The sequence below is a fragment of the Streptomyces sp. NPDC050161 genome (assembly GCF_044460025.1).
In the GTDB taxonomy this organism is placed as follows: domain Bacteria; phylum Actinomycetota; class Actinomycetes; order Streptomycetales; family Streptomycetaceae; genus Streptomyces.
On sequence record NZ_JBITJM010000007.1, the window covers coordinates 259,638 to 283,178 of the forward strand.

The window sequence follows — 23,541 nt, forward strand, 5'->3', positions numbered from 1 at the left end:
CCCCCGCTCCGCCTTCCTCCGCTCCACGCCGACGCGCAGCAGGCCACGGGCCCGTTTGAGTACGCATTGAGAACGCCTTGACCACGGCTCTCAACAATCCACTGCGTACAACTCCGAGGCGGCTCACGAGGCCGTTCCCGCGAGAGTGGTGACACCGCATCCGAGAGGGAGAGTAGGTAGCCCACGTGGTCACCTGGAACAGTACGCGCTACACCAGCCAAGAGGTCTTCGACCTCGAACAGCGCCGGATATTCGGGCGGCAATGGATGTGTGTGGCCCACTCCTCAGAAGTTCCCGAAGCCGGCTCCTTCATCCGGGTGGATCTCGGCGGCGAGAACCTGCTGGTCGTCCGGAACAGAGACGGCCGGATACGTGCCCTGGTGAATCTCTGCCGGCATCGCGGAGCCCAGCTCTGCCTCGATGACCAGGGCAGTTTCCGCAGATCCATCCGCTGCCTCTATCACGGGTGGACCTATGACCTCGACGGCCGGCTCGTCGGGGTGCCCTGGGCCGACGCCATGCCGCCCGGCACCAAGGACCGGCACCTGCACACCGCGTCCGCCACCGAATGGCTCGGTTACATATGGATCAATCTGGATCCCGCTGCCGCACCGCTCGATGACCAGGTGGACCCGCTGATACGAGCCCGGTTCGGGAACGATTTCAATCCCATTCCGCACTACGGCACCGAAGATCTCCGGATCGCGCACTCCATCTCCTATGACGTGCAGGCGAACTGGAAGATCCTCTGGGAAAACTTCGACGAGTGCTACCACTGCCCCACCATGCATGCCGAACTGTGCGCCGCGGTCCCGCAGTTCCGCGGCGGATACGGCACGGTGACAGGCCCGCAGGGGCTCGGGGCCCAACTCGCCGACGGAGCAACGGGTTTCTCGTCATCGGGTCAGGCCATCGCCCCCAAACTCCCCGGGGTGCCGGCCGCTGACGGGCACACCTTCTACGGAATCCTGCTGTGGCCGAACGCTTCGCTGGTATTCGTACCCGACCACGTGTTCTGGATGCGGCTCGAACCGCTGGGGCCGAGCCGCACCCGGGTGGTGGGTGACTGGCTCTTCCACCCCGACGCCGTCCGGGAGCCCGGCTTCGACCCCGCCGACGCGGTCAAGGTGATCGACGCCACGAACCGTGAGGACTTCGAAGCCTGCGAACGCGTGCAACTGGGCACGCATTCCCCCCACTTCGACGACGCGCAGATCCATTCCCCCTACGAGTACCGGATAGCTGAATTCCGGCGCTGGGTGGACAGCGCGCTGAGTGAAGACGGGGCCCCGTACACACCTGCGCAGCAGACGGAACAGACCGGAAATTCCGCGACGGATGCACGCACCCGGAACCGAGGAGAATCACGTGATGGATCAGCGACTTGAGAGCCACTACGCCAAGCTCGCCGAGATCTACAACGCGCTGTGGGAGAACCGGCCCGAATATCCGGACTGGATGGCGGAGGAGATACGTGCCCGCCTCGACGTCAAGGAAGGGAACCGGATCGCGGACATCGGGGTGGGCACCGGACTGTTCCTGCGGCGCCTGCTGCCCTACGCCACACCGAGCACCCCCGTGCTCGGCATCGACCCTTCGGCGCCCCTGCTGGACCTGTTCCCCGACGATCCGCGCCTCCACCCGGTGCAGGCGACGGCGGAGGACGTGGTCGCCCGCCGTGTGGAGCTTCCGTACGCGTCCTTCGACTCCATCGTGATCAAGGAAGCCGTCCATCACTTCAGCGACCTGGACAACACGCTGGCCGGCCTGTCCCACCTGCTGGCGCCCGGCGGCCGGTTCCTCATCATCGCCCTGCCCCCGAAGATCGGGTACCCGCTCTTCCAGGCGGCGCTCGACCGCTTCGCCGTGGAACAGCCGGAGCCGGAGCGGATAGCCGCCGCGATGCGCGGCGCCGGCCTCGAAACGACCATCGACTACGACGAATTCCAGGCGACGATCGAAAGGGAAACCTGGCTCCGCCTGGTCGCCGACCGCTGGATGTCGGTGCTCTCGAACTTCTCCGACGACGAGCTGGCCCGCGGCCTGGAAGAAATCCGGGAAACCCACACCACGCCCCATCTGGACTTCCCCGACCGGTTCACCTTCATCCTGGGGCACCGTCCGGCCTAGGACGTATCCGGAAACGGTTCGACGGGCCGTCCGGCGAACCATTTCCGGGCACCGCTCCACAGACGCGAATCCCCGCCCGCTCCCGGCCCTTGCCCATCCGCTGAGCCCATCCCGTGCACCGGAACACCGCTGAGAAGAGTGTGAATCAATGTCGGCAAAGTTGAGCCTACGGCAGCCCGACCGCGCGTCACTCATGGACGTGAGCCTGGAGACCCCGCGGCTCACGGACGGGCGCGAGATGTGGCGCATCGCCCGCGACGCGAAATCCCTCGACCTCAACTCGCCCTATTTCTACGTCATGTGGTGCCGGGACTTCGCGACGACGTCGGTGGTCGCACGGTCGGCTGACGGCGTGTGCGGATACATCACCGGATTCGCCAGGCCCGAGTACCCGGACACGCTGTTCGTCTGGCAGACCGCGGTGGACGCGGCACAACGCGGGCAAGGGCTCGCCCGCCGCATGCTGCATCACCTGGCCGGCAACCGGTACCGCTTCGTCGAGGCCACGGTCACGCCGGACAACATCGAATCCGACCGGTTCCTTTCCGCTTTCGCCCGCGACCGGAAAGCGGAAGTGCACCGTTCCCCGCTCCTGGGCCCTGAGCTGTTCCCCGTCGGTCACGAGCCCGAGACGCTCTACCGCATCGGCCCGCTCGGCGCGTAATCACCTCCGACCCCGTACCGGAGAGCCACCGCTCCGGAAATACCGCATACCGCACAGGAATTGAGGAGTCGCATGATCGTCCGATCGCTTGACGGGATCACGGGAACCGAAAGGGATGTCGAGGGCGATACCTGGCGCAGTCGCCGCATGGTGCTGGCCCGCGAGGGAGTGGGTTTCTCGCTGCACGACACCGTGCTGTACGCCGGTTCGGAAACCCGCATGTGGTACGCCCACCACATCGAAGCCGTCTACTGGATAGAGGGCCACGGCGAGTTGCTGAACGAGGAGACCGGTGAGAAGCACCAGCTGTCCCCGGGAACGATGTATCTCCTGGACGGCCACGAACACCACACCGTGCGCGCGGTCACCACCATGCGTGCCGTCTGCGTCTTCAATCCGCCCTGCACCGGGCGCGAGGTGCACGACGAGAACGGTGTGTATCCCCTGCTCACACCCGACGGGACGCCGTGACCCGCGGCAGCCGTCCGCGCAGCACAGACCCGCACCGGCACCGCAGTTGAGGATCGGAGAGCACCCATGACCCACAGCCCGCTGCCCAGTCCGACGGACGTCTACCCCACCCGCAAAGCCACCGAACCGGCCCTCCTTTTCCGCAAGGATCCCGTGGTCTACGGCGCCCCCGAGGACGGTCCCCTCGACGCCGAAACCCTCGCCTCGTTCTCCGAGAGCGGTTTTCTCTCCGTCGATCAGCTCCTCACGCCCAGGGAAGTGGAGCGCTATCGCGCCGAGTTGCGGCGCCTTTCCGAAGACGCGGCGTTGAAGCGCGACGAGCGCACCGTCGTGGAGCGGGACTCCGACGAGATCCGGTCCATCTTCGAGGTCCACAAAATCAGCGAGGTATTCGCCGAGCTGGTCTCCGACCCGCGCGTGCACGGCAGGGCCCGGCAGATTCTCGGCTCCGACGTCTACGTCCACCAGACCCGGGTCAACTACAAGCCGGGTTTCAAGGGCAGGGACTTCTACTGGCACTCCGACTTCGAGACCTGGCACGCCGAGGACGGCATGCCCAGGATGCGTGCCGTGAGTATCTCGATCGCGCTCACGGAGAATTTCGCGCACAACGGCGCGCTCATGATCATGCCGGGTTCGCACAAGACGTTCGTCTCGTGCATCGGCGAGACGCCGGCCGACTACTACAAGCAGTCTCTGGTGGAGCCCATGGTCGGCACACCGGACCAGGACAGCCTGTCCGTCCTGGGCGACAAGCACGGGATCGAGGTCTTCTCCGGTGCCACGGGATCCGCCACGATGTTCGACTGCAACTGCATGCACGGGTCGAGCGGCAATATCACCCCGTTCCCCCGGTCCAACGTCTTCATCGTGTTCAACAGCGTGGAGAACATCTGCGGGGAACCGTTCTCGGCGCCTTCGAAGCGGCCGGAATTCGTTGCGGCCCGCGATTTCACCCCGCTCACCCGGGCGTCCGTACCCCATCTCCTGGCCCAGCACCAGGGAGAGCCCTGCACCCTCGCCGACCCGCTGCCGGCCTGAACCGCACGGCGAGGCGGCCCTCGTCTTCGGCCTGATGCCCGGCCTCCCCCGCGACGCGCATCAGGCCGATGACGACGGTCGCCTCGCGCGGCAGGACCCGGTCAGGGATTCAGCACCTGGTATTGCAGGCGCTGAAGACCGGGCGAGGGCTCAAGTCCCAGCTCCCGGTCGAGAATCCGGTGCACCTGGCGATATGCCTGAAGCGCCTCGGCCCGCCGTCCCGCGTGGTTCAGGGCGGAAATGAGATGGCCGTGGAAGCACTCGTTGAACGGGTATTGGTGGACGAGCACCCGCAGTTCGGGAATGGTCTCCCGCTGCCGCCCCAGATGGTGTTCCGCCTCGATGCTCAACTCCAGTGCATGGATCCGCAGTTCTTCGAGGTGTGCCGTGTGACCGGCGAGCACATTGCCGACGGGGACGTTGCACAGTGCGGGTCCGCGCCAGAGTGCCAGGGCCCGCCGTAACTGCTGTACGGCGCACTCCGGATTCCCCGCCCGGAATTCCGCGTGCCCGCGCGCCAGCAGATTCTCGAAGATCCGGGTGTCGACCTCGCCGTCCTCCAATTCCATGAGGTAGCCGGGCGGTTTGGTGGACAGCAGGGTCCGGCCGGTGGGCGCCAGCCGTTCCTTCACGAAGATTCTGCGTGCGCTGTAGACGTACGTCTGCACAGCGGTGACGGCGCTGCGCGGCGGGGATTCCCCCCACAGCTCCTGAATGAGGCAGTCCGGTGTGACGACCTCGTTGTGGCGGCTCAGCAGCAGAGCCAGGGTCTGGCAGACCTTGGGCGCGCTCGGGACGCACACCCTTCCGTCGTCCGCGATGATCTCGAACGGGCCGATAAGGTTGAACCGCACCGCACCCTCTCCCTTCCCGGCTGTCAGCCGGTGATCGACGCTTTCCCGCCGGTCCCGGCGCGATGACACCGGCTCCCGCACGGGCCCATCACGCCTCACCGGTCCTCGGATGCCCGCGTCATCCGTGCCGTCCCGGCGACGCCGGCCGTTCCGGTCCTGCCCGGTCGATGAGGGTGCCCCGCCTCCCGCAGGCCGACGGGCGCGGAGAGCTGCCGGTAGGCGTAGGCCGCGGACACCATCGTCATGTGGTGGTGCCAGCCGGGGAACGAGCGGCCCTCGAAGTCCATGAGGCCGAAGTCCTCCTCCAGGTGGCGGAGCGCGGCACAGGTCGTGTCGGACAGCCGGGCCAGGGAATGGGTCTCGTCGAGCCGCCCGCGGACCCGGTTGGTGATCCAGAAGCGGCTCGCCCCGCCACCACGGCCGGGGATCTCGGCGATGAGCCGGCAGGCGCTCAACGGCCGTGCGCGGACGGTGTCTTCGCCGGGCGGCCGGATCGGGCAGGACACCACCCGCACCGGCCGGTCCCCGCCCTCCCGGAGTGCCACCGTGGTGGTGACCGCCGGGTGGTGGGCAAAGAGGCGTGGCGCCTGGTACGCGGGGAGCGCCGCGGCCCGGCTGCCGTCGTCGCCCGCCGCGGCGCACGCGCCCAGGGCCGGCCGGACGGGTGTGTTCCCTGCGACCTCGACCACGAAGTCCCGTCGCATGTCGAGCAGCGCGGAGATCAACTCCCCGGCTTCCGGCACCGCCCGCATGTCCGCCAGCACCGGGGCTGACGGCAGGTTCACCGCGTCCGCCAGGGCCGTGATCAGGCCAAGGGCGTGTGCCGGCAGCGGCTCGTGCCGCGTCCCCGCGGGTACCCGCGCGTGCCGGAGCAGGCGGGTCTCGCTCGTCCAGCATTCCGGGAGCACCAGCCGCCAGTCGACCGGAACATGTGCTTCCGCCGAGGAGAGGAACGCCCCGATGCCGAGCTGGCAGTTGACCGTGCGGCCGGCCTCGGGGACGAAGCGGCGGTGCACGCCGACCGAGTGCTCGCCCCGCTTGGGCAGCACCGCGAGCGCGATCGTCCACGCCTGCGGGCTCAGGCGGTGCGCCACCCACCGCGCCAGGAACTGCCGGACGGGCTGCCAGTCCCAGGGGCTGGCGTTGAGGAACTGGCGCAGCGAATGCGGCGCACCCGGTGCGCCGGACACCGCTCCGGCCAGGTTCCGCATCGTCTTCTTGCCCGGTGTGACGAGCAGCGCCAGGAGGTACTCCCGTGCCCACCGACGCTGATCGGCTCTGGGCAGATGCGCGAACAGTTCATCGGCGAAGAGGCGGACGGCCGCGTCGGTGGCGGCTGGTGTGTGACGTGAGCGGTGCACAACCATCCGAGGCGCCCTCCCGGCATGCTCGTCCGTCGGAGGACGACAACAATAGAGAGTACTCTCTTTGTTTTCCAGGCTGGCTGATCCGCTGCTTCCTACTTTGCGAAGTCGCGCCGCGTTGCGATCAAGTGGCTGCGTCTTTGCCAAGTCGGCGTCGCAGCATCCCGGCCGGATCGGAAGGCTGAAGGCGCACGGGCAGCCCACGACGACAAGGAGACCCCTGTGACACCCACCCCAACACCTCCGGCCTGTGCCGCACCCCGGCCGAGGAAGCCCGTCGGCGCAGAACCCGGCCGCCGCCGAGAGGAGTTGGGGGAATCCGGGGCGCGGCCGTCCCGGAGGGGCAGAGCGGTCCGGCGCTCATGGTGATGCAGGAGCGGGCGGAGCGGACGCAGTGTCACATCGTCAACGCCGCCGCGTCGGAGTTCGCCCGGCACGGGTACAACGGCACCTCCCTGGCCCGGATCAGCAAGGCGGCCGGGGTGACGATGGGGGCGTTGACCTTCCACTTTCCGGCCAAGAGCTGCCTGGCGGACGCGGTGTGCGCACACGGCTCCGCCACCACCCGCGACGCGGCGGAGCACGCCGGCCTTGAGGGCGAACCGCCGTTGCAACGCGTCATCACCCTCACGCACACGCTCGCCCGGCTGCTCCACGAGGACGACACCGTACGCGCGGCGGGCCGGCTCTCCCACGAGAGCGCGACGGCCCAACCCGACTGGCGCACCGCGTGGATGCCCGAGGTGCGTCAACTGCTGTGGCGGGCCCGCGAGGAGAAGAGCATGCGGGCGAGCGCGGAGCCCGAGGTGGTCGCCGCGTTCGTGGCCTGCCTGGTTTCGGATCTGGAGGCGGCGGCGCGGCGCGGCGGCGACCACACCCCAGGGAGCCGGCACCTGCTGAGCGAGATCTGGGACCTGGTGCTGCCGCGGATCGCCGCCGGCGTCGAACCGCTCGACGTACGGCCCCCCGAAGGACCGCGGTAGACGGGGCGGTCACCCGGGGCGGTGCGCCTCCAGGTGCGTCCGGTACCACCGGGCAGCCGCGCCGAGCCCGGCGAGCGGTCCGGGCCCCGGGGAACATCCGGTCTCCCGCCAGATCCGGTCGCTGCGGTAGTGATGGTCGTCGGCCACCAGCACGAACTGACGCTCACTCACCCGCCCTTCCGTGGCCCGCAGTTGCTCCAGGCAGGCGGACCGGGACAGGTCACCGTCGAGCGGCGGGAGTACGCCGTGCGCGGCAAGGGCGTCCATCAGGTCCCGGTTGCGCACCGGATCCGGGTGGCTCGCGTGGTGGACGCCGCGCACGGGTGCCTCCGCGTCGGCGGCGGCCGTCATCAGACGGGCCAGGTCGTGGACGGCGACGAGGGAGAGCAGCGCGCGACCACCATTCCAGCGGCCCGGCACCCGCCGGGCCAGCTCGGCCAGTGCGGGCACCACCCAGCGGTCGCCAGGACCGATGACCAGACCCGCGCGCAGGACGAGGGCACCGGCGGCGAGCGCGGACTCCTCGGCGGCGAGTCGGCTGCGGCTCGCCGCCGACCCCGGTGCCGGTGTCACCTCGTCCACGTCGATCCCGTGGTGCGGACCCCTGCCGTAGACCGCCGCCGTCGACAGGTGGACGATCCGCCGTACGCCGGACGCGGTGGCGTCGGCCATCAGGGCGGCGGTGCCGCGCCGGTTGACCGCGTCGCAGCGCGCCTCGTCCCGCCCGACGTAGGAGGCGGCGTGGATCAGCGTCTCCGCGTCCGCGCAGACCCCGCGCAGCGAGGCGGCGTCCGCCAGGTCGGCGCGTACGCACTCAACGCCTGGCATCGCGTCCAGCCGGGGCTGCGGGCCGCGTACGACGGCCCTGATGCGCGTCGCGCCCTTCCGCTTCTCGCACAGCGACCGCAGAACGGCGCCGCCGATGAACCCCGTCGGGCCGGTCAGCACCATGGTCCGCGGGCTCACGTCAGCGCCTCGCCGTTCTCGACGCGGACCTCAAGACAGGAGAGCGCCTGCGGGGTGGCGATGGCCGGCAGCAGGTAGCGCCACAGGGACGCTATCCGCGCGGGCAGGTCCGCGTGCCCGGTCGTGATCTTGGACAGCAACTGGGTGCCGGTGTAGGCACCGACGAGCGTGCGCGCGAAGTCCTCCTCGTCCACCCCCGCCACCAGCTCGCCGCGCAGCCGGGCGGCGACGAGCTGCCGGCGGAACTCGTCGATCCACAGCTCGTACGCGGTGCTGTCCCGCACGCCGAACCCCCCTTGTTCCACGGCCAGTCGTACGCCGGCCCGGAGGAGGACATCGTGCTGCATGCCGCGCGCCAGATCCATGGTGAGGTGGACGAGGCGTTGCAGCCCGTCCTCGCCCGGGGTGAGCGTCAGGTCGGCGGCCTGCTCCGCCATGACCGCCTTCGCCAGCGCCTCCTTGGACGCGAAGTGGAAGTAGAGGGCGCCCATCGTCGCGCCGGCCCGTTCCAGGATCCGGCTCAGGCTGGCTCCGTTGAATCCTCGCTCGTCAAAGACCTCAGCCGCCGCGTGAATGATCGCTGCGCGCGTGCGCACGGCGCGCTCCTGCTTCGGCTGTGCCATCAGTCCCTCTCCCTGAACCCCTCGACAAACAAAACGAGCACTCTCTACTTTAAACGAGGCCGGGCTGCACCCGAGTTGACGGATGCCGCAGCCCCCGCATGCCCACGACGTCTCACGACGAGAGGGAACGCGCATGACCACCACGCAGCTTGCTCCCCGCCACGGACCGGCCGCCCGGCCGTCGACGCTGACCCGCTCGGTGCCCAGCGAGTACGTGCACAAGGCAGCGGTCGCCGAGGTGCTGATCACCGGCTGGGAGCGCACCGCGCCCGACGCCTTCACCCTCACCGCGCAGTGGCCGCGGGCGCACAGCTTCTACACCTCCCGGAACGGGCGCCACGACCCGCTGCTGTTCGTCGAGACCATCCGGCAGACCATCCCGCTGCTGTCGCACATGGCCTACGACGTGCCGTTCGGCCATCACCAGATCTGGAAGTCCTTCCACTACACCCTCGACAGCGGCGCGCTCCGCACCGAAACCTCGCCCGTCGCCCTGGAGTTACGGGCGACCTGCGCGGACGTCCGCAGCCGCGGCGGCCATCTGGCGTCCCTGTCCCTGGAGATCGAAGCCTTCCGGGACGGCGAACGGCTCGGCACCGCGCAGACCTGCTTCAGCAATCACAACCACGCCGTCTACCGGCGGCTGCGCGGCGGGCACGCCGGCACCGGCCCCTCCCTCGCGCACGGCGAACCGCTCACGCCGCCCGTGCCGCCGAGCCAGGTGGCGCGCGACCGGTCCCAGGACGTGGTCCTCTCCCCCACCGGCACGCCCCGCCGGTGGCGGCTGCGGGCGGACGCCACGCACCCCGTGCTCTTCGACCACCAGGTGGACCACGCGCCCGGGATGCTCCTCCTGGAGGCCGCCCGCCAGGCCGCGCACTCGGTGGCGCACTCCCCCGAGTTGGTGCCGGTCGGCATGGAGTCGGACTTCAGCCGGTTCGCCGAACTGGACGCCGACTGCTGGATCGAGGCGCAGGCGCTCCCCGCCGCACAGGACCGCGCGCGCATCCGCGTCACCGCCCACCAGGAGGGCCAGGAGCTGTTCGCGACCACCGTCACGGCTGAGCGCGCGGACTCGGAGGTAAGAGTGTCATGAGCACGTCATGATCAAGCCTGTCGCGACCGGCCGGGATTCCGTCCTGCGGGAGGGGTGCGGCGCCCGGGGCTCACCCGGCGGGGGCCGGCTTCCTGATGGCCATCGCCATCAGCGCCGCGACCCCGCACAGCGCACCGGAGGCCAGCCAGGCGGTGTCGTACGAGCCGAGCGCGTCCCTGACCATGCCGCTGAGGAACGCCATGAGTCCGGCGCCCACTTGGTGGAAGGTCAGGGTCCAGCCGAAGACGATCGCGCTGTTGCGCTCACCGTAGATCTCCCGGATGGCGCAGAGCGCGATGGTCGGCGGGACGGTGGCCACGTCGAGCAGGCCGAAGAAGACCACGAAGACGATCAGCGGCCAGCCGGCCTGCGGGCCGAGCAGGGTGGGCAGGCAGGCCAGCGAGATCCCGCGCATGCCGTAGTAGACGCAGAGCAGCAGCCGGGGGTCGATGCGGTCCGTGAGCCAGCCGGAGAAGATCGTGCCCGCCACGTTGAAGATGCCGATCAGCGAGAGCAGCGAGGCGGCCATCGTGGGCGGCATGCCGTGATCGTGCGCCGCGGGGACGAAGTTGGTCCACATGATGCCGTTGGTCGAGGCGCCGCAGATGGCGAAGGTCCCGGCGAGCAGCCAGAACGGGCCGGTCCTGGCCGCGTGGCACAGCACCTGCACCGCGTGCCTGGCGGCACCCGGCACCGGGACCGGCTTGGGCGTGAACACCTCGGCGCCGTACGGCTTCAGGCCCGCGTCCGCGGGGTGATCGCGCAACAGCAGCCACACCAGTGGCGCGAGGACCAGCGCCACCAGTGCCACGGTCACCGTGACGGGGCGCCACTGGTAGCGGTCGATGGCCGAGGAGAGCACCGGCAGGAAGACGAACTGCCCGAAGACGCTCGCCGCCGTCAGGATGCCGGTCACCAGGCCACGCCTGCGGGTGAACCAGCGCCCCACGACGATCGCCGCGAAGCCCATGGCGATGGAGCCGCAACCGAGGCCGACGAGGAAGCCCCAGTAGAGCGTCAGCTGCCAGGCGTGGGTCATGAACGTCGTCAGGACGGCACCGGCGGCAATGATGCCGAGGGCGACGGCGACGACGTTCCGGAGGCCGAACCTGTCCATCAGGGAGGTGGCGAACGGCGCCGCCAGGCCGTTGAGCGCCATGTTCACCCACATCGCGAAGCCGATCGAGCCCCGCGACCAGTCGAACTGCTGGTGCAACGGGTTGACCAGCAGCCCCGGCATGGTGCTGAAGGCGCCCGCGCTCATGATGGCCAGGGCGGCGACGGCCGCCACCCACCAGGCGCGGTGTATGCCCCTGCGGCCTTGGACCACGGGCGGGGGTTTCAGCGTCTGCGTCATACCGGAAATGCTGCGGCTGCGGCACGGAGGGAACGAGTAGCCAGATGGCCAGCATGTGCAAAAATCTGGCCATGAGTGTCTTCGTACATCCGGGACGCCACCGGGTCGCCGTCCTGGTGCGGCACGGGGTGCTTCCGATGGAACTCGGCCTGGTCCACCAACTCTTCGGCGCCGCCGTCTCCCCCGAAGGCACGCCGCTGTACGAGGTCGCGACCTGCACCACCGTCCCCGGCACGGTCCGCACCGACACCGACTTCTGCCTCCACGTGGCACACGACACGCGGGCACTCCGGGAGGCCGACACCGTGATCGTCCCGGCCACGCACGAGGACGACGAGACGTACACCGAAGGGCGGCTGCCCGCGGCCCTGGCCGAGGCGTTCGCGCACATCAGGCCCGGCACCCGGCTCGCCTCGATCTGCACCGGCGCCTTCGTCCTCGCCGCCGCAGGACTGCTCAACGGCCGCCGCGCCACCACCCATTGGAAGTCCTGCGAACACTTCCGGCAGCTGTACCCCGCCGTCCGCCTCGACCCCGATGTGCTCTACACCGACGAAGGGGACGTCCTCACATCCGCCGGGGAGGCGTCCGGCATCGACCTGTGCCTGCACATGATCCGCAACGATCACGGTGCGTCCGTCGCCAACGAGGTCGCCCGCACCACCGTCGTACCGCCGCACCGCGACGGCGGCCAGGCCCAGTTCATCCAACGGCCGGTCCGCGAGCCGCAGTTCTCCTCCACCGGCAACGCCCGCGCCTGGGCCCTCAGCCGCCTCGACCGGCCGCTCACCCTCCAGGAGCTGGCCGCGCAGGAATCCATGAGCGTACGGACCTTCACCCGGCGCTTCCGTGAGGAGGTGGGCATCACCGCGGTGCAGTGGCTCACCCAGCAGCGCATCGAACGGGCCAGGCAGCTGCTGGAGGAGACCGACCTGCCCATCGACCGGATCGCCGCGGACGCCGGCTTCGGCACGGCCGCCTCCTTCCGGCACTCCCTCCAGGCGGCACTCGGCGTCTCACCCACCAGCTACCGCAACACCTTCCGCGGCCCGGCCCCGGCTTCCGGCAGCAGGACGTGACCTGAGCGGGGCTTCGACCAGGACGCCAACTGCCCTGTAAACAAGGGGAGTTCGAGGGAGAACGGGCCGTCCAGGGGGTAGGGAACAGGCGATGACGGCCGGCGCGCCGCATCCGGGCGACGTGACGGGTCAGCGGGCGCGCCCCCACTCCTGGAGGTCAACATGTGGGAACTCAGAGGCGAAGCGGAAATGCGGCTGTACTCGGACCGGCTGGCCGCCGAACTCGCGCAGAAGCGCCGCGAGGAGCAGGGAGCGGACAACGCTGGCGACGACACCGCCGCCCCGGTGGGCACAGGCGGCGGGGTCGCCGGGGCGGTCTCCGGGAGCGGAGAGGAGACCTAGGTCCGCGACGGTGACGACGGCATCGAGCCGCGGGGCCCGGCGGCCTTGGTTGACGCACCGTCGCGGTGGTCAGGCACCAAGTACCTCGTCGGCGCTGCGCGGCTCGGTGCGCGGCTGCTGGTTGAGCCTGTGGCGCGCGATGGAGGAGTGCCGGTAGACCTCCTTGCGGGCGCGCATGATGTTGCCCAGCGGGGCGTGCTCGGCGGTGACCCGCCAGGGCGTGAAGGACAGTGAGTCCATCTTCTCCAGGTTTGCCGGTCCTGAGATGTCCTGCTGCGGCAGCCGCAGTTTGGCCACGGTGACGGACGGCGAGAGCTGCTCGGGCCACTCCACGGTGGTGTCCTCCACCGGCATCCGCTCCAGGTCGGTGCAGAGCTGGACCTGGATGTCGAAGGCGTAGGGCCGCTCCTGCAGCTCGGCTTGGAGGGCCGGTCGGAAGACCTCTGCCGCGGCGGCCGGGTCGATGGCGCGCCTGACCACCGCGGCGGCGGAGTGCGGGTCGGGGGTGATGCGCACCTTGGCGATGTAGTCCCCGTGCCTGACCGCGCCCATCGTCCAGTAGCTCGACAGCAGGACGTTGACCGGGGGGATCTTGGACAGGCGCAGGAAGGCCAAGAACTCGTCCCACGCCCAGTCGTCCTGGTCCAGCGTGCCCTTTCCGGTCACGAACTCGGTGAAGAAGCGATGTGCGCCGGGCCGTCCCTGGGAGAAGTAGGCCGGCGCGTTCAGGAACAACTCCTGGATGAACAGGTAGTGCTCGACCGTGTTGCAGAAGAAGACCGGTGCGTTGATGTTGGCGTAGTCGAAGGTGCCGGTGCCCGGTTCGTCCTCCAGCAGGGTCGGGCCGTCGATGTCGAAGATCTTCAGTGCCAGTCCGGTGGCGCTGCCCAGTCGCGCGTCGGCTCCGGCGTGCGGCGAGCCGTTGGAGAAGCGGATGAGCGCGTCGTGGGTTCCCGGAGTCGCGTAGATGCCCTGGGCGTACTCGGGAGGAAGCCCGTCCAGGATCTCCACCTGCCCTCGGACCAGCCCGTAGCCCTTGGCATGGGCGTCGCGGAGTGCCCGTCCGGTGCCACCGGCGCCGACCGATTCGGTGATGTAGCTCTCGGTCTTCTCGATCACCGTCTGCAGGTTCCGGTCGAAGTGCGGGTCCTCGTCTTCGACGTCCGGCGTGTAGCGGACGAACTGTGCTGCCATGGCTTCGGCCTCTCCTCGGGGACGGTGGCTGACGTCGGAGGGCGGGGCTCAGTCCTCCAGGTCGGCGAGCCAGCGCAGGGCGCGCAGACCCGGCAGGAAGCAGTACTCGCCGCCGCGGGTGACCACGAAGCCGGGCAGGTTCCGCAGCCGGCGCCTGACCGGTTTCTCCGGGATGGTGGCGCTGCCGGTTCCGTCGTGATGGCCGGCCACCGGGTCCTTCTCGCCGGGGTAGCCGATGAAGTTGCCGTCGTTGACCCACTCGGCCTTGATGAACTCGAACTGCCGCTCCAGGTGAGCCCCGATGAAGACGCCGACCAGGCCCCGGTCGGCACCGTCGTCCTCCAGTACGCCGTCGGGCAGCGGCGGGCCGTAGGTGGTGCCGCGGCGGATGAGGCGGTGCATCCGCGCGTCGCCGATGATGGTGGCGTCGCGGGGGTTGGTACGCCGGATGTGCGCACCCGCCGGGCAGCGGAAGCCCCGGTCGTCGTTCTCCCGGTACAGGAAGTTGTTGACGCGGTGCGGATCGGCCGCCAGCTCCGGGTCATCGTGTTCCGGGGTCAGGGCCAGCGGCGCCCCGCTGGGCCAGCGGCCGACCATCTTGGCCGCCAGGAGCGCCTCCTCCTGGGCGTTGGAGGTGTTCGCGCGCAGGTACCTGCGCCAGGCCGCCACGTTGGTGTGGATCTTGCGCACGGCCACATAGGTCCCGTTGCGGCCCAGCACATCGGGGCTGGGCATGGCCGGCAGGCTGCCGGTTTCGTCGGGGTAGCCGAGGAGGAACTCACCGGCCTTGATGGGGACTTCCTGCGGGTTGGAGCCCGGCAGTCCGACACCCTCGATGTTCGGATGGCTGATGCCGTCGCGGAATCCGAAGGTGGTGCGCCCGGTCGGGAGCTGGTGGACCTCCTGCTGCCAGATCACCTGGACGCCCGGCATGTCCTCGTAGGCGACGCGGGCCCGCTCCCACTCCTTGTCCAGCTGCGCCGCGTCGGATGACAGGGCGCTCAACGCGATGTGCACATCGCCCGTTCCGAACGGTGCCTCCCAGTGGGCCGGTCCGCTCTCGCCCACGTCACCGATCAGCTCCGCCCGAGCGGCCATGCCCTCGCGGAACGCCCGCGGGAAGCTGTCGAGCGACTCCTGCGGCACCCCCAGGGCCTTCAGCCCCTGATAGGTGAATGCCACCGCCACCCAGGCATCCCGGCTCCGGTCCACGTCGGGCAGACCGGCCGAGGTCAACGGGAGCAGCCGCCGCAGCAGGGCGCGTCCGGCGTGGCGGTCGTCGACGCGCAGGAAGATGAACCGTCCCTCGTACGGCACCGGCCGCGGGCGCAGCGCCCCGCTCTGGACGTCGTCGATCTCGACGCGCACACCCGGCGCGCTGCCGCTCGCCACCGTGTTCATGATCGCTTGTGCCTCCACATCGGTGCTTGTCCGGGCAGCCCTGCCACGGCCGGCCCGCGCCATCCGACGCGGTCCACCGGTGTCGGGTCGGTTATGAGGGGGGCCGTGTCCGGTTCTAGGCCGAGGCTTCCTCCAGCAGCTTCTGGAAGGCCGGAGTGCTCACCAACTCCGCGTTGGCCGGGTTCTCCAGCGCCGCCCGGAACTCGGGGGTGTCCAGCACCGCCTGGAATGCCTCGTTCACGCGCTGGTCCTTCCAGATCTGCTGAACGGTCAGATCGGGGTACGAGCTGACGAAGACCCCCGCGGGCTCCTGCTGGGCAACGAACCAGTCCTTCACCGCTGGATCACTGATGCCGGGGAACCCTTCGGTGTGCGAGAAGACCTTGTCGAAGCGGCCCCCGATCGCCGTCTTGCCGAAGTCGTCGATATAGGTGTCCCAGGAGCCGTCGAAGACGCTGGCGAACATGTGCCGGGTGTCGTTGTCGAACAGCACATGGCGTGCATCGTGCAGGGTGCCGATCTGGCGCAGCGCCCCACGGGCCTTCACGTCGGCCGACCCGCCGGCAAGCGTGGCGAGATCCTCACGCATCGCCTCGGCATGGCCCGGCTTGATCTTGGTGAAGACGGTGAACTCGCCACACACCCCGTCCTTCATACCCGGGCGCTCGGGCTGGGCTGCCCCTGACGTCGCAGTCATCGTGGGATTCTCCTGCCACGGATCGGCGCGAGGGTCGCCAAGCGCTCGGACATGGAGCGCCCTCGCCCTCGCCTCTTCATCCTCACTGCGTCTGCGCCGCCTCGCATCTCCGGCGGCGCAGGTGCAGCGACGCGGGTGCGGCAGACCGATACGGGGTCCTCGCGTCCCGGGAAGCTCCCGAGGACAGATCCGGCCGGGCGCAGGAAGATGGACCGGGAGGTGCCGAGTACGTCGTCGTCACGTTCCCGGGCAGGCACTTCCGCCCCCACCGGAGGCAACCATGGGCAAAGTTCTCGGTGACGTGCTGGGTCTTGCGGCCGGCGTCGCGATCAGCCCGCTCCCGATCATCGCCGTCATCCTCGTACTCGCCACGCCGCGCGGACGCCTCAACGGACCGCTGTTCGCCGTCGGCTGGATCCTGGGGCTGTCGGCGCTGGGCGCGGTGATGCTGGCGATCGCCTCACCCGCGGGTGCCTCCGCCCACGATCACCCGGCCACCTGGGTGGGCGTTCTCAAGCTCGCCCTGGGCGTGCTCCTCGTCCTCTTCGGCGCCCGGCAGTGGCACCGCCGCCCGGCGGATCCCTCGCAGGCCCAGCTGCCGAAGTGGATGGGCGCGATCGACCGCCTCACGCCGGTCAAGGTCTTCGGGCTCGGAACGGCCCTGGCCGCGCTCAACGCCAAGAACGCCCCGCTGACCATCGCCGCGGGCGCCGCGATCGGCTCGGCCGGACTGCCGGTCGGGCAGCAGGTCGCCTCGCTGGCGATCTTCGTTCTGATCGCCACCCTCGGCCTGCTGGCCCCCTTGGGAATCTTCTTCCTCGGAGGAGAGCGGGCGAGAACCACGCTCGGCAATTGGAAGGACTGGGCAGCTCAGCACAACGTCGCCGTGATGGCCGTCCTGTTCTTCGTTCTCGGGTGGAAACTGCTGGGCGACGGCATCTCCGTCCTCACCTCCTGACAGGCCGCGGCCGGGCGGTTTCGGGGGCGGGGTCCTCGTCGTCGAGGCCCCGGCCCGTCCGGGACCTCGACGACCATCCCTAGGCCGCCGGAACCGCCTGTTCCACGGTGAACTTCGTGCGGAGGGAGGCGCTGTAGCGGCGCAGCAGCAGGATGGCGGTGGCGGCGAGGCCGGTGAGCAGGCCGAGCCAGATGCCGAGGGTGTGGAGTCCGGCGGCGTAGCCGAGCAGCCATGCGGCGGGGAGGCCGATGAGCCAGTAGCCGATGAGGGTGATGCGGAAGCCGCTCTTGGTGTCGTCGAGGCCGCGCAGCAGGCCGACGCCGATGTTCTGGGCGCAGTCGAAGAACTGGAGGACCATGATCACCAGGAGCAGGTGGGTGGCGATGGACACCGCCTGGGCGTCGCGGGCGCTGCCGGTGTCGAAGAAGGGGCTGAGCACCAGGTCGGGGAGGGTGACGTAGACGATGCCCACGACGACCATCACGGCGCCCGCGCAGGCCAGCGCGGTGTTCTTGATGCGCAGGGCGTTCTCGGGCCGGTCCAGGGCGAGTTCGCGGCTGACGTTGATGGACGCGGCGTGCGAGAGGCCGACGGCGACCTGGAAGACGATGTAGACGAGCTGGTTGACGGCGGTGTGCGCGGCCAGGGCTGCGCTGCCGAAGGAGCCGGCCATCAGCGCGGTCACGGAGAAGAAGCCGGCCTCGGAACCGTAGGTCGCGGCGATCGGGATGCCGAGCCGGATCAGGCGGCGGACGGTGGCGCGGTCGGCCTTGGCGATGTTGACGCTGAGCAGCGGGCCGAGTACCGGGTCCTTCTTCGCCGAGAGGTACAGGGCCAGGCAGGTCAGCAGGTAGACCAGCGAGGTGGCCACGCCGACACCGGGCAGGCCCAGCTTCGGCAGCCCCCATGTGCCGTGGATCAGGGCCCAGTTGAGGCCGGCGTTGACGGCGACGGAGGCGATGGTGATCTGCAGCAGGGCCTGCGGGCGGCGCATGCCGACGGTGAACTGGCGGATGGCCTGGAACCACAGGCAGGGCAGCAGGCCGGGTGCGAGGGCCAGCAGCATGGTCTGCGCGCGGTCGACGACGTCGGCCTCCTGGCCCAGGAAGGTCAGGGCCTGGCCGATGAGGAGCATCAGCACGGCCCCGGCGATGCCGGCGAGCGTCGCCACGGCCAGGCTGGCCCGGACGATCTTGCGCACCTCGTCGCCGCTCCCGTGCCCCGTGTCCCCGGGCGCCGCGCCGTCCCGCTCCGTCTCGGCGCGCGCGTCGGCGGCGGCGATCTGATTGCCGACGGAGGTGACCAGGCCGACGCCCATGGTCCGCAGCTGGTTGAAGAGGACGATGGCCAGCCCGCCCGCCGCGAGGTCGGCCGTGCTGAGCATGCCCATCATCACGGTGTCGGTGGTGGTCAGCGCCACCTGCGCGAGCTGCGTGAGGATCAGAGGGACGGCGAGGGTGGCCAGGGCCCGGCTGTCGCGGATGAGGGTGGTCAGTGACATGGCTGGCATCAAATCCTGCGGAGTTTGGTGAGCTTCTCGTCGATCTCGCGCTCGACGGCGGGATCGAGGAGGTTGCGGGCGTGCATCCAGTCGTCGTTGAAGACGGTGTCCATGTACTTCTCGCCGCCGTCGTTGACCAGGGCGACCATAGTGCTGTCCGGTGGGAGGGACGGCAGGCGGGTCAGGGCCTCGTGGAGCACCCCGCCCGCCGAGCCGCCGATGAGCAGCCCCGTGCGGGCGAGTGCGCGGGCGGTGGCGAAGGCTTCCACGTCCCCGACCTTGACGCCTTCGTCGATCAGGTCGAAGTCGACGAGCGCGCCGATCTCGGCGCCTTCGGGGGTGCCGGTGCCTGACTGGTAGTAGTCGTGGGCGGGGCCGCCGAAGGCGATGGATCCTTTGGGTTCGACGCCGACGGTGGTGAAGTCCGGTGCCAGCTTGCGCAGTTCGCGGGCGGTGCCGCACAGCATGCCGCCGGTGCCGACCGCGCCGATCAGGACGTCGACGGTGCCGAGCGCCTGGTGGATTTCGTGGGCGACGGGGAAGTAACCGACGCCGTTGGCGGGGTTGTTGTGCTGTTCGGTGAAGATGGTGTTGTCCTGGCCGCGCGCCATGTCCTCGGCCAGCTCTTCGCGGGCGGCGGTGGCCAACTCCTCGGTGCCGTCGTCGACGACGTAGACGAGTTCGGTGCCCAGGGCCTTCATGCCGCGCAGCTTGTCGGCGGCGGCGTGGTGGTCGACGACGGCGGTGAAGGTGTAGCCGCGTTCGGCGGCGATGACGGCCAGGCCGAGGCCGGTGTTGCCGGAGGTGGATTCGATGATCCGGCCGCCGGGGCGCAGGGTGCCGTCCTGCTCGGCGGCGTCCACCATGGCGCGGGCCATGCGGATCTTGGCGCTGCCCGTGGGGTTGTACATCTCCAGTTTGAGCAGGAGACGGCTGCCGGTTTCGGTGCGGCACAGCTCCAGCAGCGGGGTGCGGCCGATGAGGTCGGATATGCGGGAGACCACGGCGGGGCGCGCGAGTGCCTCGTTCATGGGAAAGACTCCTGGGCGTTCGAAGGGGGTCAGCAGGCGGGCCGGCGGTCCAGGCGCCAGCGCGGGCGGCCGTCCAGGCGGTCCAGTACGACCTTGGTGGGCAGCGGCAGGTCGTGGAAGGGCGACTCGTTGGAGTCCATCTGGTAGCCGGCGGTGTTCGGGTAGACCAGCAGGTCGCCGACGCCGGGCCGGGCGGGGAAGGGGATCTTGCGCCAGGTGACCATGTCCGACTCCAGGCAGGACGCGCCGCCCACGCACGCGGGGTGCACCGCGCCGCCGCGGGCCCGCCCGGCCGGGGTCACCAGCTGCGGGTCGGGCAGGTACTCGCTGTTGAACCACTGCTCGGACAGGCTCAGGCTGGTGCCGTCGACCGTCACGATCCGGTACCCGTCGCGGTCCTTGACGCCCTGGACGCAGAAGACGGACGCGCCCGCCCTGTCCAGCAGGGCGCGGCCAGGCTCCATCATCAGCAGCGTGCCGGTGTCCTTGAGCCGGGCCGCGAGGGTGTCCTGGCCGCCTTCGGGGACGGTGGCCAGGATGGTGCGCAGGGCGTCGGCTCCGGCGACGGGCGAGTGGTACGGGTAGAAGTCGCCGCTCTGGAACGTCTTGTGCGCGTGGTAGTGCTCGGGGCGCTGGCCGGCGAGGAAGGTGTGCCAGCGGTCGGCGGAGCTGTAGTCGACGGCGAAGCCGCCGCCGATGCTGATCCGGTCGGCCTGGAGCCCGCGCACCCTGGCCTTGAGGCACAGGTCGACGAGTTCGCCCGCGAGGTCGGCGCGCGGCTGGGTGGCGTAGCCGGACAGGTGGAAGCTGAAGCCCTCCATCCGTACCGCGTCCCGGGCGTGTACGCACCGGTCGAGCGCGGTCTCCAGCTCGGCGGTCGTCATGCCGAAGCGGCTGTGCGGCTGTGCGGGCGGCAGGCGGCGCAGCAGCAGCCTGGCCGGGCGCACGGTGCCGGTCAGCGCCAGGGTGATCAGCAGGTCCAGCTCGTCGAGCGCGTCGACGGCGACCAGGCAGCCCTGGAGGAGGGCGAGGCGCAGCAGTTCGTCGCTCTTGGCGGGTCCGGTGACGACGATGTGCTCGCCGCGTACGCCGTGTCCCAGTGCCTCGCGGAGTTCGCCCGCGCTGGCCACGTCGACGCCTGCCTGGTGGGCGGCGGAGCGTTCCATCCACACCGCGGCCTTGTTGGCCTTCTTCGCGTAGTACACCCGCCCTTCGACCCCGGCGTCGCGGAGCGCGGCGCGGAAGGCGGCGAGGTTCGCGTCGAAGCGGTGCGGCAGCAGGAAGTGGAAGGGGCCGCCGAAGGCGTAGGACAGTTCGTGCAGCAGGCCGCTGTCCAGGACCCGGTCGGTGTCGGGGTCGGTGTGGGCGGGCAGCGTCGGCACGGTCGCGGGGTGCGGTCCGGTCACTGCCACAGCGGCACCTGCACTCCCAGGCCCTGGTCCAGGGCGAGCTGGGCGAAGCGGTGGCCCAGCGCGATGTCGGTGACGACGAGTCCGCTGTTGTAGGCGAAGATGCGCTCGGCCGGGGACCTGCGGCCCGCGGTGATGCCCGCGATGACCGGGGGGAACTCGGTGTCGACGGCGGGGAATTCACCGTGCTCGTCGGCCATGTCGGTGCCGGTGACCTTCATCTGGGCCTCGCTGGTGGCCACGACGCGGTCGGCCTGGTGGAGGGTGGAGGGCGCGAGGCCGTGTCCGACGAGGACCGACAGCGCGCCGGGCTTGAGCCAGCCGGATTCGACGGCGGCCGGGGTGTGGCCGCCCGCGGTGGCGAGGATGATGTCGGCGTCGGCCGCGGCGGCCCGCAGGTCGGTGACGATCTCCACGTCCCGCTCGGGGAAGTGCGCGCGCAGCTGTTCGCGTACGGCGGCGATGCCCTCGGAGTGGGTGCCGAAGAGCATCAGGCGGTCCAGGTCGGGCAGGGTCGTCAGCAGGAAGGGCAGGGCCAGGCGGCCTTGGGTGCCGGTGCCGATGACCAGGGCGCTGCGGGCGCCGGGCCTGGCGCATTCGCGGGCCAGCAGCGCGGAGACGGCCGGGGTGCGCAGCGAGCCGATGCGCCCGCAGTCCATCATCGCGACGGGCAGCCCGGTGACGTCGTCGTAGAGGGTCAGCGAGGTGTAGTAGTGCTGTGCCTCGCGGCCCTTGTCGAGTCCGTGCTTGTAGGAGGTCTTGATCGCGACGACGTTGCGGGAGCCGTCCCTGCCCAGCATCGCGTAGGAGACCGAGTGCCCGTCGTCGGGCTTGACGGTGAGCTTGCGGGGGTTGTCCGAATTTCCGGCTTGAAGGGTGCGGTAGGCGCCTTCCACGGTGGCGACGACATCGGCCAGGGATATGTCGATCCCGGCGAGGTCGCTCTTCGACAGGACGCGCAGGGTCGTGTCGTCAGCGGGGAGGGAACGGGCCTGGTGGGCCACGGTGGTGTCGGTCATGTCCGTCCTCGGTGCGTGGTGGGCGCTCAGGCTGCGTGGGCTTCGATGGCGGCCTGACCGTAGCCGTGCTCGTCCTGTTCGGCCAGGGGGCGTGTGCCGCGTCGGGGTACGCGGACGGAGGCGCGCTTGAGCCAGCGGTCGGTGCCGTCGTACCGGGCACGGAAGGGCACCCGGCCGTGCACGACGAGGTCGTTGTCGACGATCAGCACCTCGCCGGGGTGCAGGCTCACGGCCCGTGAGACGCGGGCGAGTTCGGCTTCCAGGCGCCCGTAGGCGGCGCGGTATTCCGCGTCGGCGTCGGCGAGCGGGGTGTAGGCCGGGTCGAACCGCAGCGTCAGGCCGTCGTCGGCGCGGAAGAGGACGGGCACCGGTGCGGGCGCCCGGTCCGCGTAGCCCTGGGCCTCGGTGTACGCGTCGTCGGGCAGGATCGGCAGCGCGGGCCTGGTCAGCGTCGCGATGTCCGCCTCGTCGAGCCGGACGTTGCGGATGCCGGCCGCGGTGGTGGCGATGTGGTCGTGGTTGCGCATGCAGCCGAGCATCAGCAGGTGGGCGCGCCCGGGGTGGAAGGCGTCCTCGGTGTGCGGGCTGAGCAGCACGGTGCTGCTGGCGCCGGTCTGTTCGGTCTCGTGTCCCGGGGCGGGGACGATGTTGTGCACGAAGCGGCCGTCCTGCTGGCCCTCCCACGCGATGGGGTTGCCCATGACGGTGGCGAGCAGCAGCAGTTCGATGTCGTGGACGGCGGCGCGGTCGCCCGCGGTGGCCCAACTGCCGGGCGTCGGGCCTATTCCGGCGTCGTCGACCTCCAGGCCGCGCAGGATGAACAGGCCGTCGTCGGTGTCGACGGGGCGCAGTGCGTGGCGCAGCAGGTCACTGAGATCGCCGGCGAATTCGGCGACACGGGCGAGGAGTTCGGGGGAGGTCGCCGAGGTTCCGAATTCGGTGAGGATCTTCTCGGCGGCGTGGCGCAGTTCCCCGACGCAGGCGGCGTCGAGCTGACGAACGGGTGCGGCTCCCGTGCTCATGTCGAGGTAATCCGTTCCGTTGAAGGCGGGGAGTGAGGTGCGGTGCGGCGCCGGACGGGCAGGGCGCAGCACGCCTGACGGACCGGCACGGGGGGCCTGGCGGTTCCGCTCCGTGCCCGGTGTCTGGCGGACGGTGACGAAGGTACCCACAGCCGTAAGGTAAGGCAAACCTAACTAAATTTTGCGGCCGTGTGTCCGGGTTCGTTCAACTCTCGCCGTTAAAGGGCCGGTTGACGTCGACCAATTCCCGTGATCGGTGCCTATCGCCTTGCGGAATCAGCCAGGATCAGGGTAGGCAAACCTAAGCAGTGGGATCCGACCGGAACTGAGCGGAGCGAG

At 70.0% G+C, this 23,541-nt stretch carries 22 protein-coding genes and 1 pseudogene; 10 read left to right on the forward strand and 13 right to left on the reverse strand.

Annotated elements, in window-relative coordinates; genetic code table 11:
* Nucleotides 1–185: 185 nt before the first annotated feature.
* The 5 genes and pseudogenes from ACIBK8_RS15490 to thpD form a co-directional block, all read left to right on the forward strand.
* On the forward strand, nt 186–1,388 hold the full coding sequence (locus ACIBK8_RS15490; RefSeq protein WP_399042310.1) for an aromatic ring-hydroxylating dioxygenase subunit alpha: 1,203 nt from the start codon (nt 186–188) through the stop codon (nt 1,386–1,388).
* Nucleotides 1,372–2,130, forward strand: coding sequence for a class I SAM-dependent methyltransferase (locus ACIBK8_RS15495; protein WP_399042311.1), 759 nt, complete (start codon nt 1,372–1,374; stop codon nt 2,128–2,130). Before ACIBK8_RS15490 ends, ACIBK8_RS15495 begins: the two co-directional genes overlap by 17 nt.
* A 148-nt stretch (nt 2,131–2,278) precedes the next feature.
* Entirely contained in the window at nt 2,279–2,794 is a 516-nt protein-coding gene (gene ectA / locus ACIBK8_RS15500; RefSeq protein ID WP_399042312.1) for a diaminobutyrate acetyltransferase, read from the forward strand.
* 72 nt (nt 2,795–2,866) lie between these two features.
* Nucleotides 2,867–3,265, forward strand: coding sequence for an ectoine synthase (locus tag ACIBK8_RS15505; RefSeq protein WP_399042313.1), 399 nt, complete (start codon nt 2,867–2,869; stop codon nt 3,263–3,265).
* Nucleotides 3,266–3,331: 66 nt separating this feature from the next.
* Nucleotides 3,332–4,228 (forward strand): annotated as a pseudogene (gene thpD, locus ACIBK8_RS15510) (ectoine hydroxylase); the annotation flags it as partial.
* Nucleotides 4,229–4,407: 179 nt separating this feature from the next.
* Here thpD and ACIBK8_RS15515 read toward each other — a convergent pair.
* Both ACIBK8_RS15515 and ACIBK8_RS15520 read right to left on the reverse strand, forming a co-directional pair.
* The gene (locus tag ACIBK8_RS15515) at nt 4,408–5,160 is read right to left on the reverse strand and encodes a BTAD domain-containing putative transcriptional regulator (protein WP_399042314.1); all 753 of its coding nucleotides are present in this window, start codon (nt 5,158–5,160) and stop codon (nt 4,408–4,410) included.
* A 95-nt stretch (nt 5,161–5,255) separates the two neighbouring features.
* The gene (locus ACIBK8_RS15520) at nt 5,256–6,527 is read right to left on the reverse strand and encodes an IS701 family transposase (protein WP_399042315.1); all 1,272 of its coding nucleotides are present in this window, start codon (nt 6,525–6,527) and stop codon (nt 5,256–5,258) included.
* 359 nt (nt 6,528–6,886) lie between these two features.
* On the opposite strand from ACIBK8_RS15520, the gene ACIBK8_RS15525 reads away from it, so the two are divergent.
* Nucleotides 6,887–7,507, forward strand: a complete 621-nt coding sequence (locus ACIBK8_RS15525; RefSeq protein WP_399042316.1) for a TetR family transcriptional regulator — start codon at nt 6,887–6,889, stop codon at nt 7,505–7,507.
* Nucleotides 7,508–7,516: 9 nt separating this feature from the next.
* Here ACIBK8_RS15525 and ACIBK8_RS15530 read toward each other — a convergent pair whose 3' ends face one another.
* Nucleotides 7,517–8,473, reverse strand: coding sequence for an NAD-dependent epimerase/dehydratase family protein (locus tag ACIBK8_RS15530; RefSeq protein ID WP_399042318.1), 957 nt, complete (start codon nt 8,471–8,473; stop codon nt 7,517–7,519).
* On the reverse strand, nt 8,470–9,096 hold the full coding sequence (locus ACIBK8_RS15535) for a ScbR family autoregulator-binding transcription factor (RefSeq protein ID WP_399042319.1): 627 nt from the start codon (nt 9,094–9,096) through the stop codon (nt 8,470–8,472). Before ACIBK8_RS15535 ends, ACIBK8_RS15530 begins: the two co-directional genes overlap by 4 nt.
* Nucleotides 9,097–9,229: 133 nt before the next feature.
* Here ACIBK8_RS15535 and ACIBK8_RS15540 point away from each other — a divergent pair, with 133 nt between their 5' ends.
* The gene (locus tag ACIBK8_RS15540; RefSeq protein WP_399042320.1) at nt 9,230–10,192 is read left to right on the forward strand and encodes a ScbA/BarX family gamma-butyrolactone biosynthesis protein; all 963 of its coding nucleotides are present in this window, start codon (nt 9,230–9,232) and stop codon (nt 10,190–10,192) included.
* A 70-nt stretch (nt 10,193–10,262) separates the two neighbouring features.
* On the opposite strand, the gene ACIBK8_RS15545 is transcribed toward ACIBK8_RS15540, so the two are convergent.
* Entirely contained in the window at nt 10,263–11,549 is a 1,287-nt protein-coding gene (locus ACIBK8_RS15545; protein ID WP_399042321.1) for an MFS transporter, read from the reverse strand.
* Between the two features lie 71 nt (nt 11,550–11,620).
* Between ACIBK8_RS15545 and ACIBK8_RS15550 the strand changes: the two genes are divergently transcribed.
* On the forward strand, nt 11,621–12,628 hold the full coding sequence (locus ACIBK8_RS15550) for a GlxA family transcriptional regulator (RefSeq protein ID WP_399042322.1): 1,008 nt from the start codon (nt 11,621–11,623) through the stop codon (nt 12,626–12,628).
* A gap of 162 nt (nt 12,629–12,790) precedes the next feature.
* The gene (locus ACIBK8_RS15555; protein ID WP_399042323.1) at nt 12,791–12,970 is read left to right on the forward strand and encodes a hypothetical protein; all 180 of its coding nucleotides are present in this window, start codon (nt 12,791–12,793) and stop codon (nt 12,968–12,970) included.
* A 69-nt stretch (nt 12,971–13,039) separates the two neighbouring features.
* Here ACIBK8_RS15555 and ACIBK8_RS15560 read toward each other — a convergent pair whose 3' ends face one another.
* The 3 genes from ACIBK8_RS15560 to ACIBK8_RS15570 all read right to left on the reverse strand — a co-directional run bounded on the left by ACIBK8_RS15560 (nt 13,040) and on the right by ACIBK8_RS15570 (nt 16,262).
* The gene (locus ACIBK8_RS15560; RefSeq protein WP_399042324.1) at nt 13,040–14,164 is read right to left on the reverse strand and encodes a catalase family protein; all 1,125 of its coding nucleotides are present in this window, start codon (nt 14,162–14,164) and stop codon (nt 13,040–13,042) included.
* Nucleotides 14,165–14,212: 48 nt separating this feature from the next.
* Nucleotides 14,213–15,565 (reverse strand): Dyp-type peroxidase, encoded by a 1,353-nt coding sequence (locus ACIBK8_RS15565; protein ID WP_399042325.1) that lies wholly within the window; start codon nt 15,563–15,565, stop codon nt 14,213–14,215.
* 115 nt (nt 15,566–15,680) lie between these two features.
* Nucleotides 15,681–16,262, reverse strand: coding sequence for a hypothetical protein (locus tag ACIBK8_RS15570; protein ID WP_399042327.1), 582 nt, complete (start codon nt 16,260–16,262; stop codon nt 15,681–15,683).
* Nucleotides 16,263–16,542: 280 nt separating this feature from the next.
* Between ACIBK8_RS15570 and ACIBK8_RS15575 the strand changes: the two genes are divergently transcribed.
* Nucleotides 16,543–17,220 carry a GAP family protein gene (locus ACIBK8_RS15575; RefSeq protein ID WP_399042328.1) on the forward strand — a complete coding sequence of 226 codons (678 nt, stop codon included), beginning with the start codon at nt 16,543–16,545 and terminating at the stop codon, nt 17,218–17,220.
* Between the two features lie 79 nt (nt 17,221–17,299).
* Here ACIBK8_RS15575 and ACIBK8_RS15580 read toward each other — a convergent pair whose 3' ends face one another.
* The 5 genes from ACIBK8_RS15580 to ACIBK8_RS15600 are packed head-to-tail and all read right to left on the reverse strand — an operon-like array spanning nt 17,300 to nt 23,352.
* Nucleotides 17,300–18,721, reverse strand: a complete 1,422-nt coding sequence (locus ACIBK8_RS15580; RefSeq protein WP_399042329.1) for an MATE family efflux transporter — start codon at nt 18,719–18,721, stop codon at nt 17,300–17,302.
* A gap of 8 nt (nt 18,722–18,729) precedes the next feature.
* Entirely contained in the window at nt 18,730–19,752 is a 1,023-nt protein-coding gene (locus ACIBK8_RS15585) for a cysteine synthase family protein (protein ID WP_399042330.1), read from the reverse strand.
* Nucleotides 19,753–19,781: 29 nt separating this feature from the next.
* Complete coding sequence (locus ACIBK8_RS15590) at nt 19,782–21,164, reverse strand: Y4yA family PLP-dependent enzyme (RefSeq protein ID WP_399042331.1); 1,383 nt, start codon at nt 21,162–21,164, stop codon at nt 19,782–19,784.
* Nucleotides 21,155–22,180, reverse strand: coding sequence for an ornithine cyclodeaminase family protein (locus tag ACIBK8_RS15595; protein ID WP_399042332.1), 1,026 nt, complete (start codon nt 22,178–22,180; stop codon nt 21,155–21,157). The genes ACIBK8_RS15590 and ACIBK8_RS15595 overlap by 10 nt, the downstream gene beginning before the upstream one ends.
* A gap of 26 nt (nt 22,181–22,206) precedes the next feature.
* Nucleotides 22,207–23,352, reverse strand: a complete 1,146-nt coding sequence (locus ACIBK8_RS15600; RefSeq protein ID WP_399042333.1) for a TauD/TfdA family dioxygenase — start codon at nt 23,350–23,352, stop codon at nt 22,207–22,209.
* Nucleotides 23,353–23,541 lie beyond the last annotated feature (189 nt).

Bases quoted from the DNA above. Each gene is read 5' to 3' on its own strand.
- ACIBK8_RS15545 (WP_399042321.1), bottom strand. From the start codon at position 11,549: ATGACGCAGACGCTGAAACCCCCGCCCGTGGTCCAAGGCCGCAGGGGC.
- ACIBK8_RS15520 (WP_399042315.1), bottom strand. From the start codon at position 6,527: ATGGTTGTGCACCGCTCACGTCACACACCAGCCGCCACCGACGCGGCC.
- ACIBK8_RS15595 (WP_399042332.1), bottom strand. From the start codon at position 22,180: ATGACCGACACCACCGTGGCCCACCAGGCCCGTTCCCTCCCCGCTGAC.
- ACIBK8_RS15540 (WP_399042320.1), top strand. From the start codon at position 9,230: ATGACCACCACGCAGCTTGCTCCCCGCCACGGACCGGCCGCCCGGCCG.
- ectA (WP_399042312.1), top strand. From the start codon at position 2,279: ATGTCGGCAAAGTTGAGCCTACGGCAGCCCGACCGCGCGTCACTCATG.
- ACIBK8_RS15565 (WP_399042325.1), bottom strand. From the start codon at position 15,565: ATGAACACGGTGGCGAGCGGCAGCGCGCCGGGTGTGCGCGTCGAGATC.
- ACIBK8_RS15570 (WP_399042327.1), bottom strand. From the start codon at position 16,262: ATGACTGCGACGTCAGGGGCAGCCCAGCCCGAGCGCCCGGGTATGAAG.
- ACIBK8_RS15495 (WP_399042311.1), top strand. From the start codon at position 1,372: ATGGATCAGCGACTTGAGAGCCACTACGCCAAGCTCGCCGAGATCTAC.
- ACIBK8_RS15535 (WP_399042319.1), bottom strand. From the start codon at position 9,096: ATGGCACAGCCGAAGCAGGAGCGCGCCGTGCGCACGCGCGCAGCGATC.
- ACIBK8_RS15550 (WP_399042322.1), top strand. From the start codon at position 11,621: ATGAGTGTCTTCGTACATCCGGGACGCCACCGGGTCGCCGTCCTGGTG.
- ACIBK8_RS15505 (WP_399042313.1), top strand. From the start codon at position 2,867: ATGATCGTCCGATCGCTTGACGGGATCACGGGAACCGAAAGGGATGTC.
- ACIBK8_RS15555 (WP_399042323.1), top strand. From the start codon at position 12,791: ATGTGGGAACTCAGAGGCGAAGCGGAAATGCGGCTGTACTCGGACCGG.
- ACIBK8_RS15580 (WP_399042329.1), bottom strand. From the start codon at position 18,721: ATGTCACTGACCACCCTCATCCGCGACAGCCGGGCCCTGGCCACCCTC.
- ACIBK8_RS15585 (WP_399042330.1), bottom strand. From the start codon at position 19,752: ATGAACGAGGCACTCGCGCGCCCCGCCGTGGTCTCCCGCATATCCGAC.
- ACIBK8_RS15525 (WP_399042316.1), top strand. From the start codon at position 6,887: ATGGTGATGCAGGAGCGGGCGGAGCGGACGCAGTGTCACATCGTCAAC.
- ACIBK8_RS15575 (WP_399042328.1), top strand. From the start codon at position 16,543: ATGGGCAAAGTTCTCGGTGACGTGCTGGGTCTTGCGGCCGGCGTCGCG.
- ACIBK8_RS15560 (WP_399042324.1), bottom strand. From the start codon at position 14,164: ATGGCAGCACAGTTCGTCCGCTACACGCCGGACGTCGAAGACGAGGAC.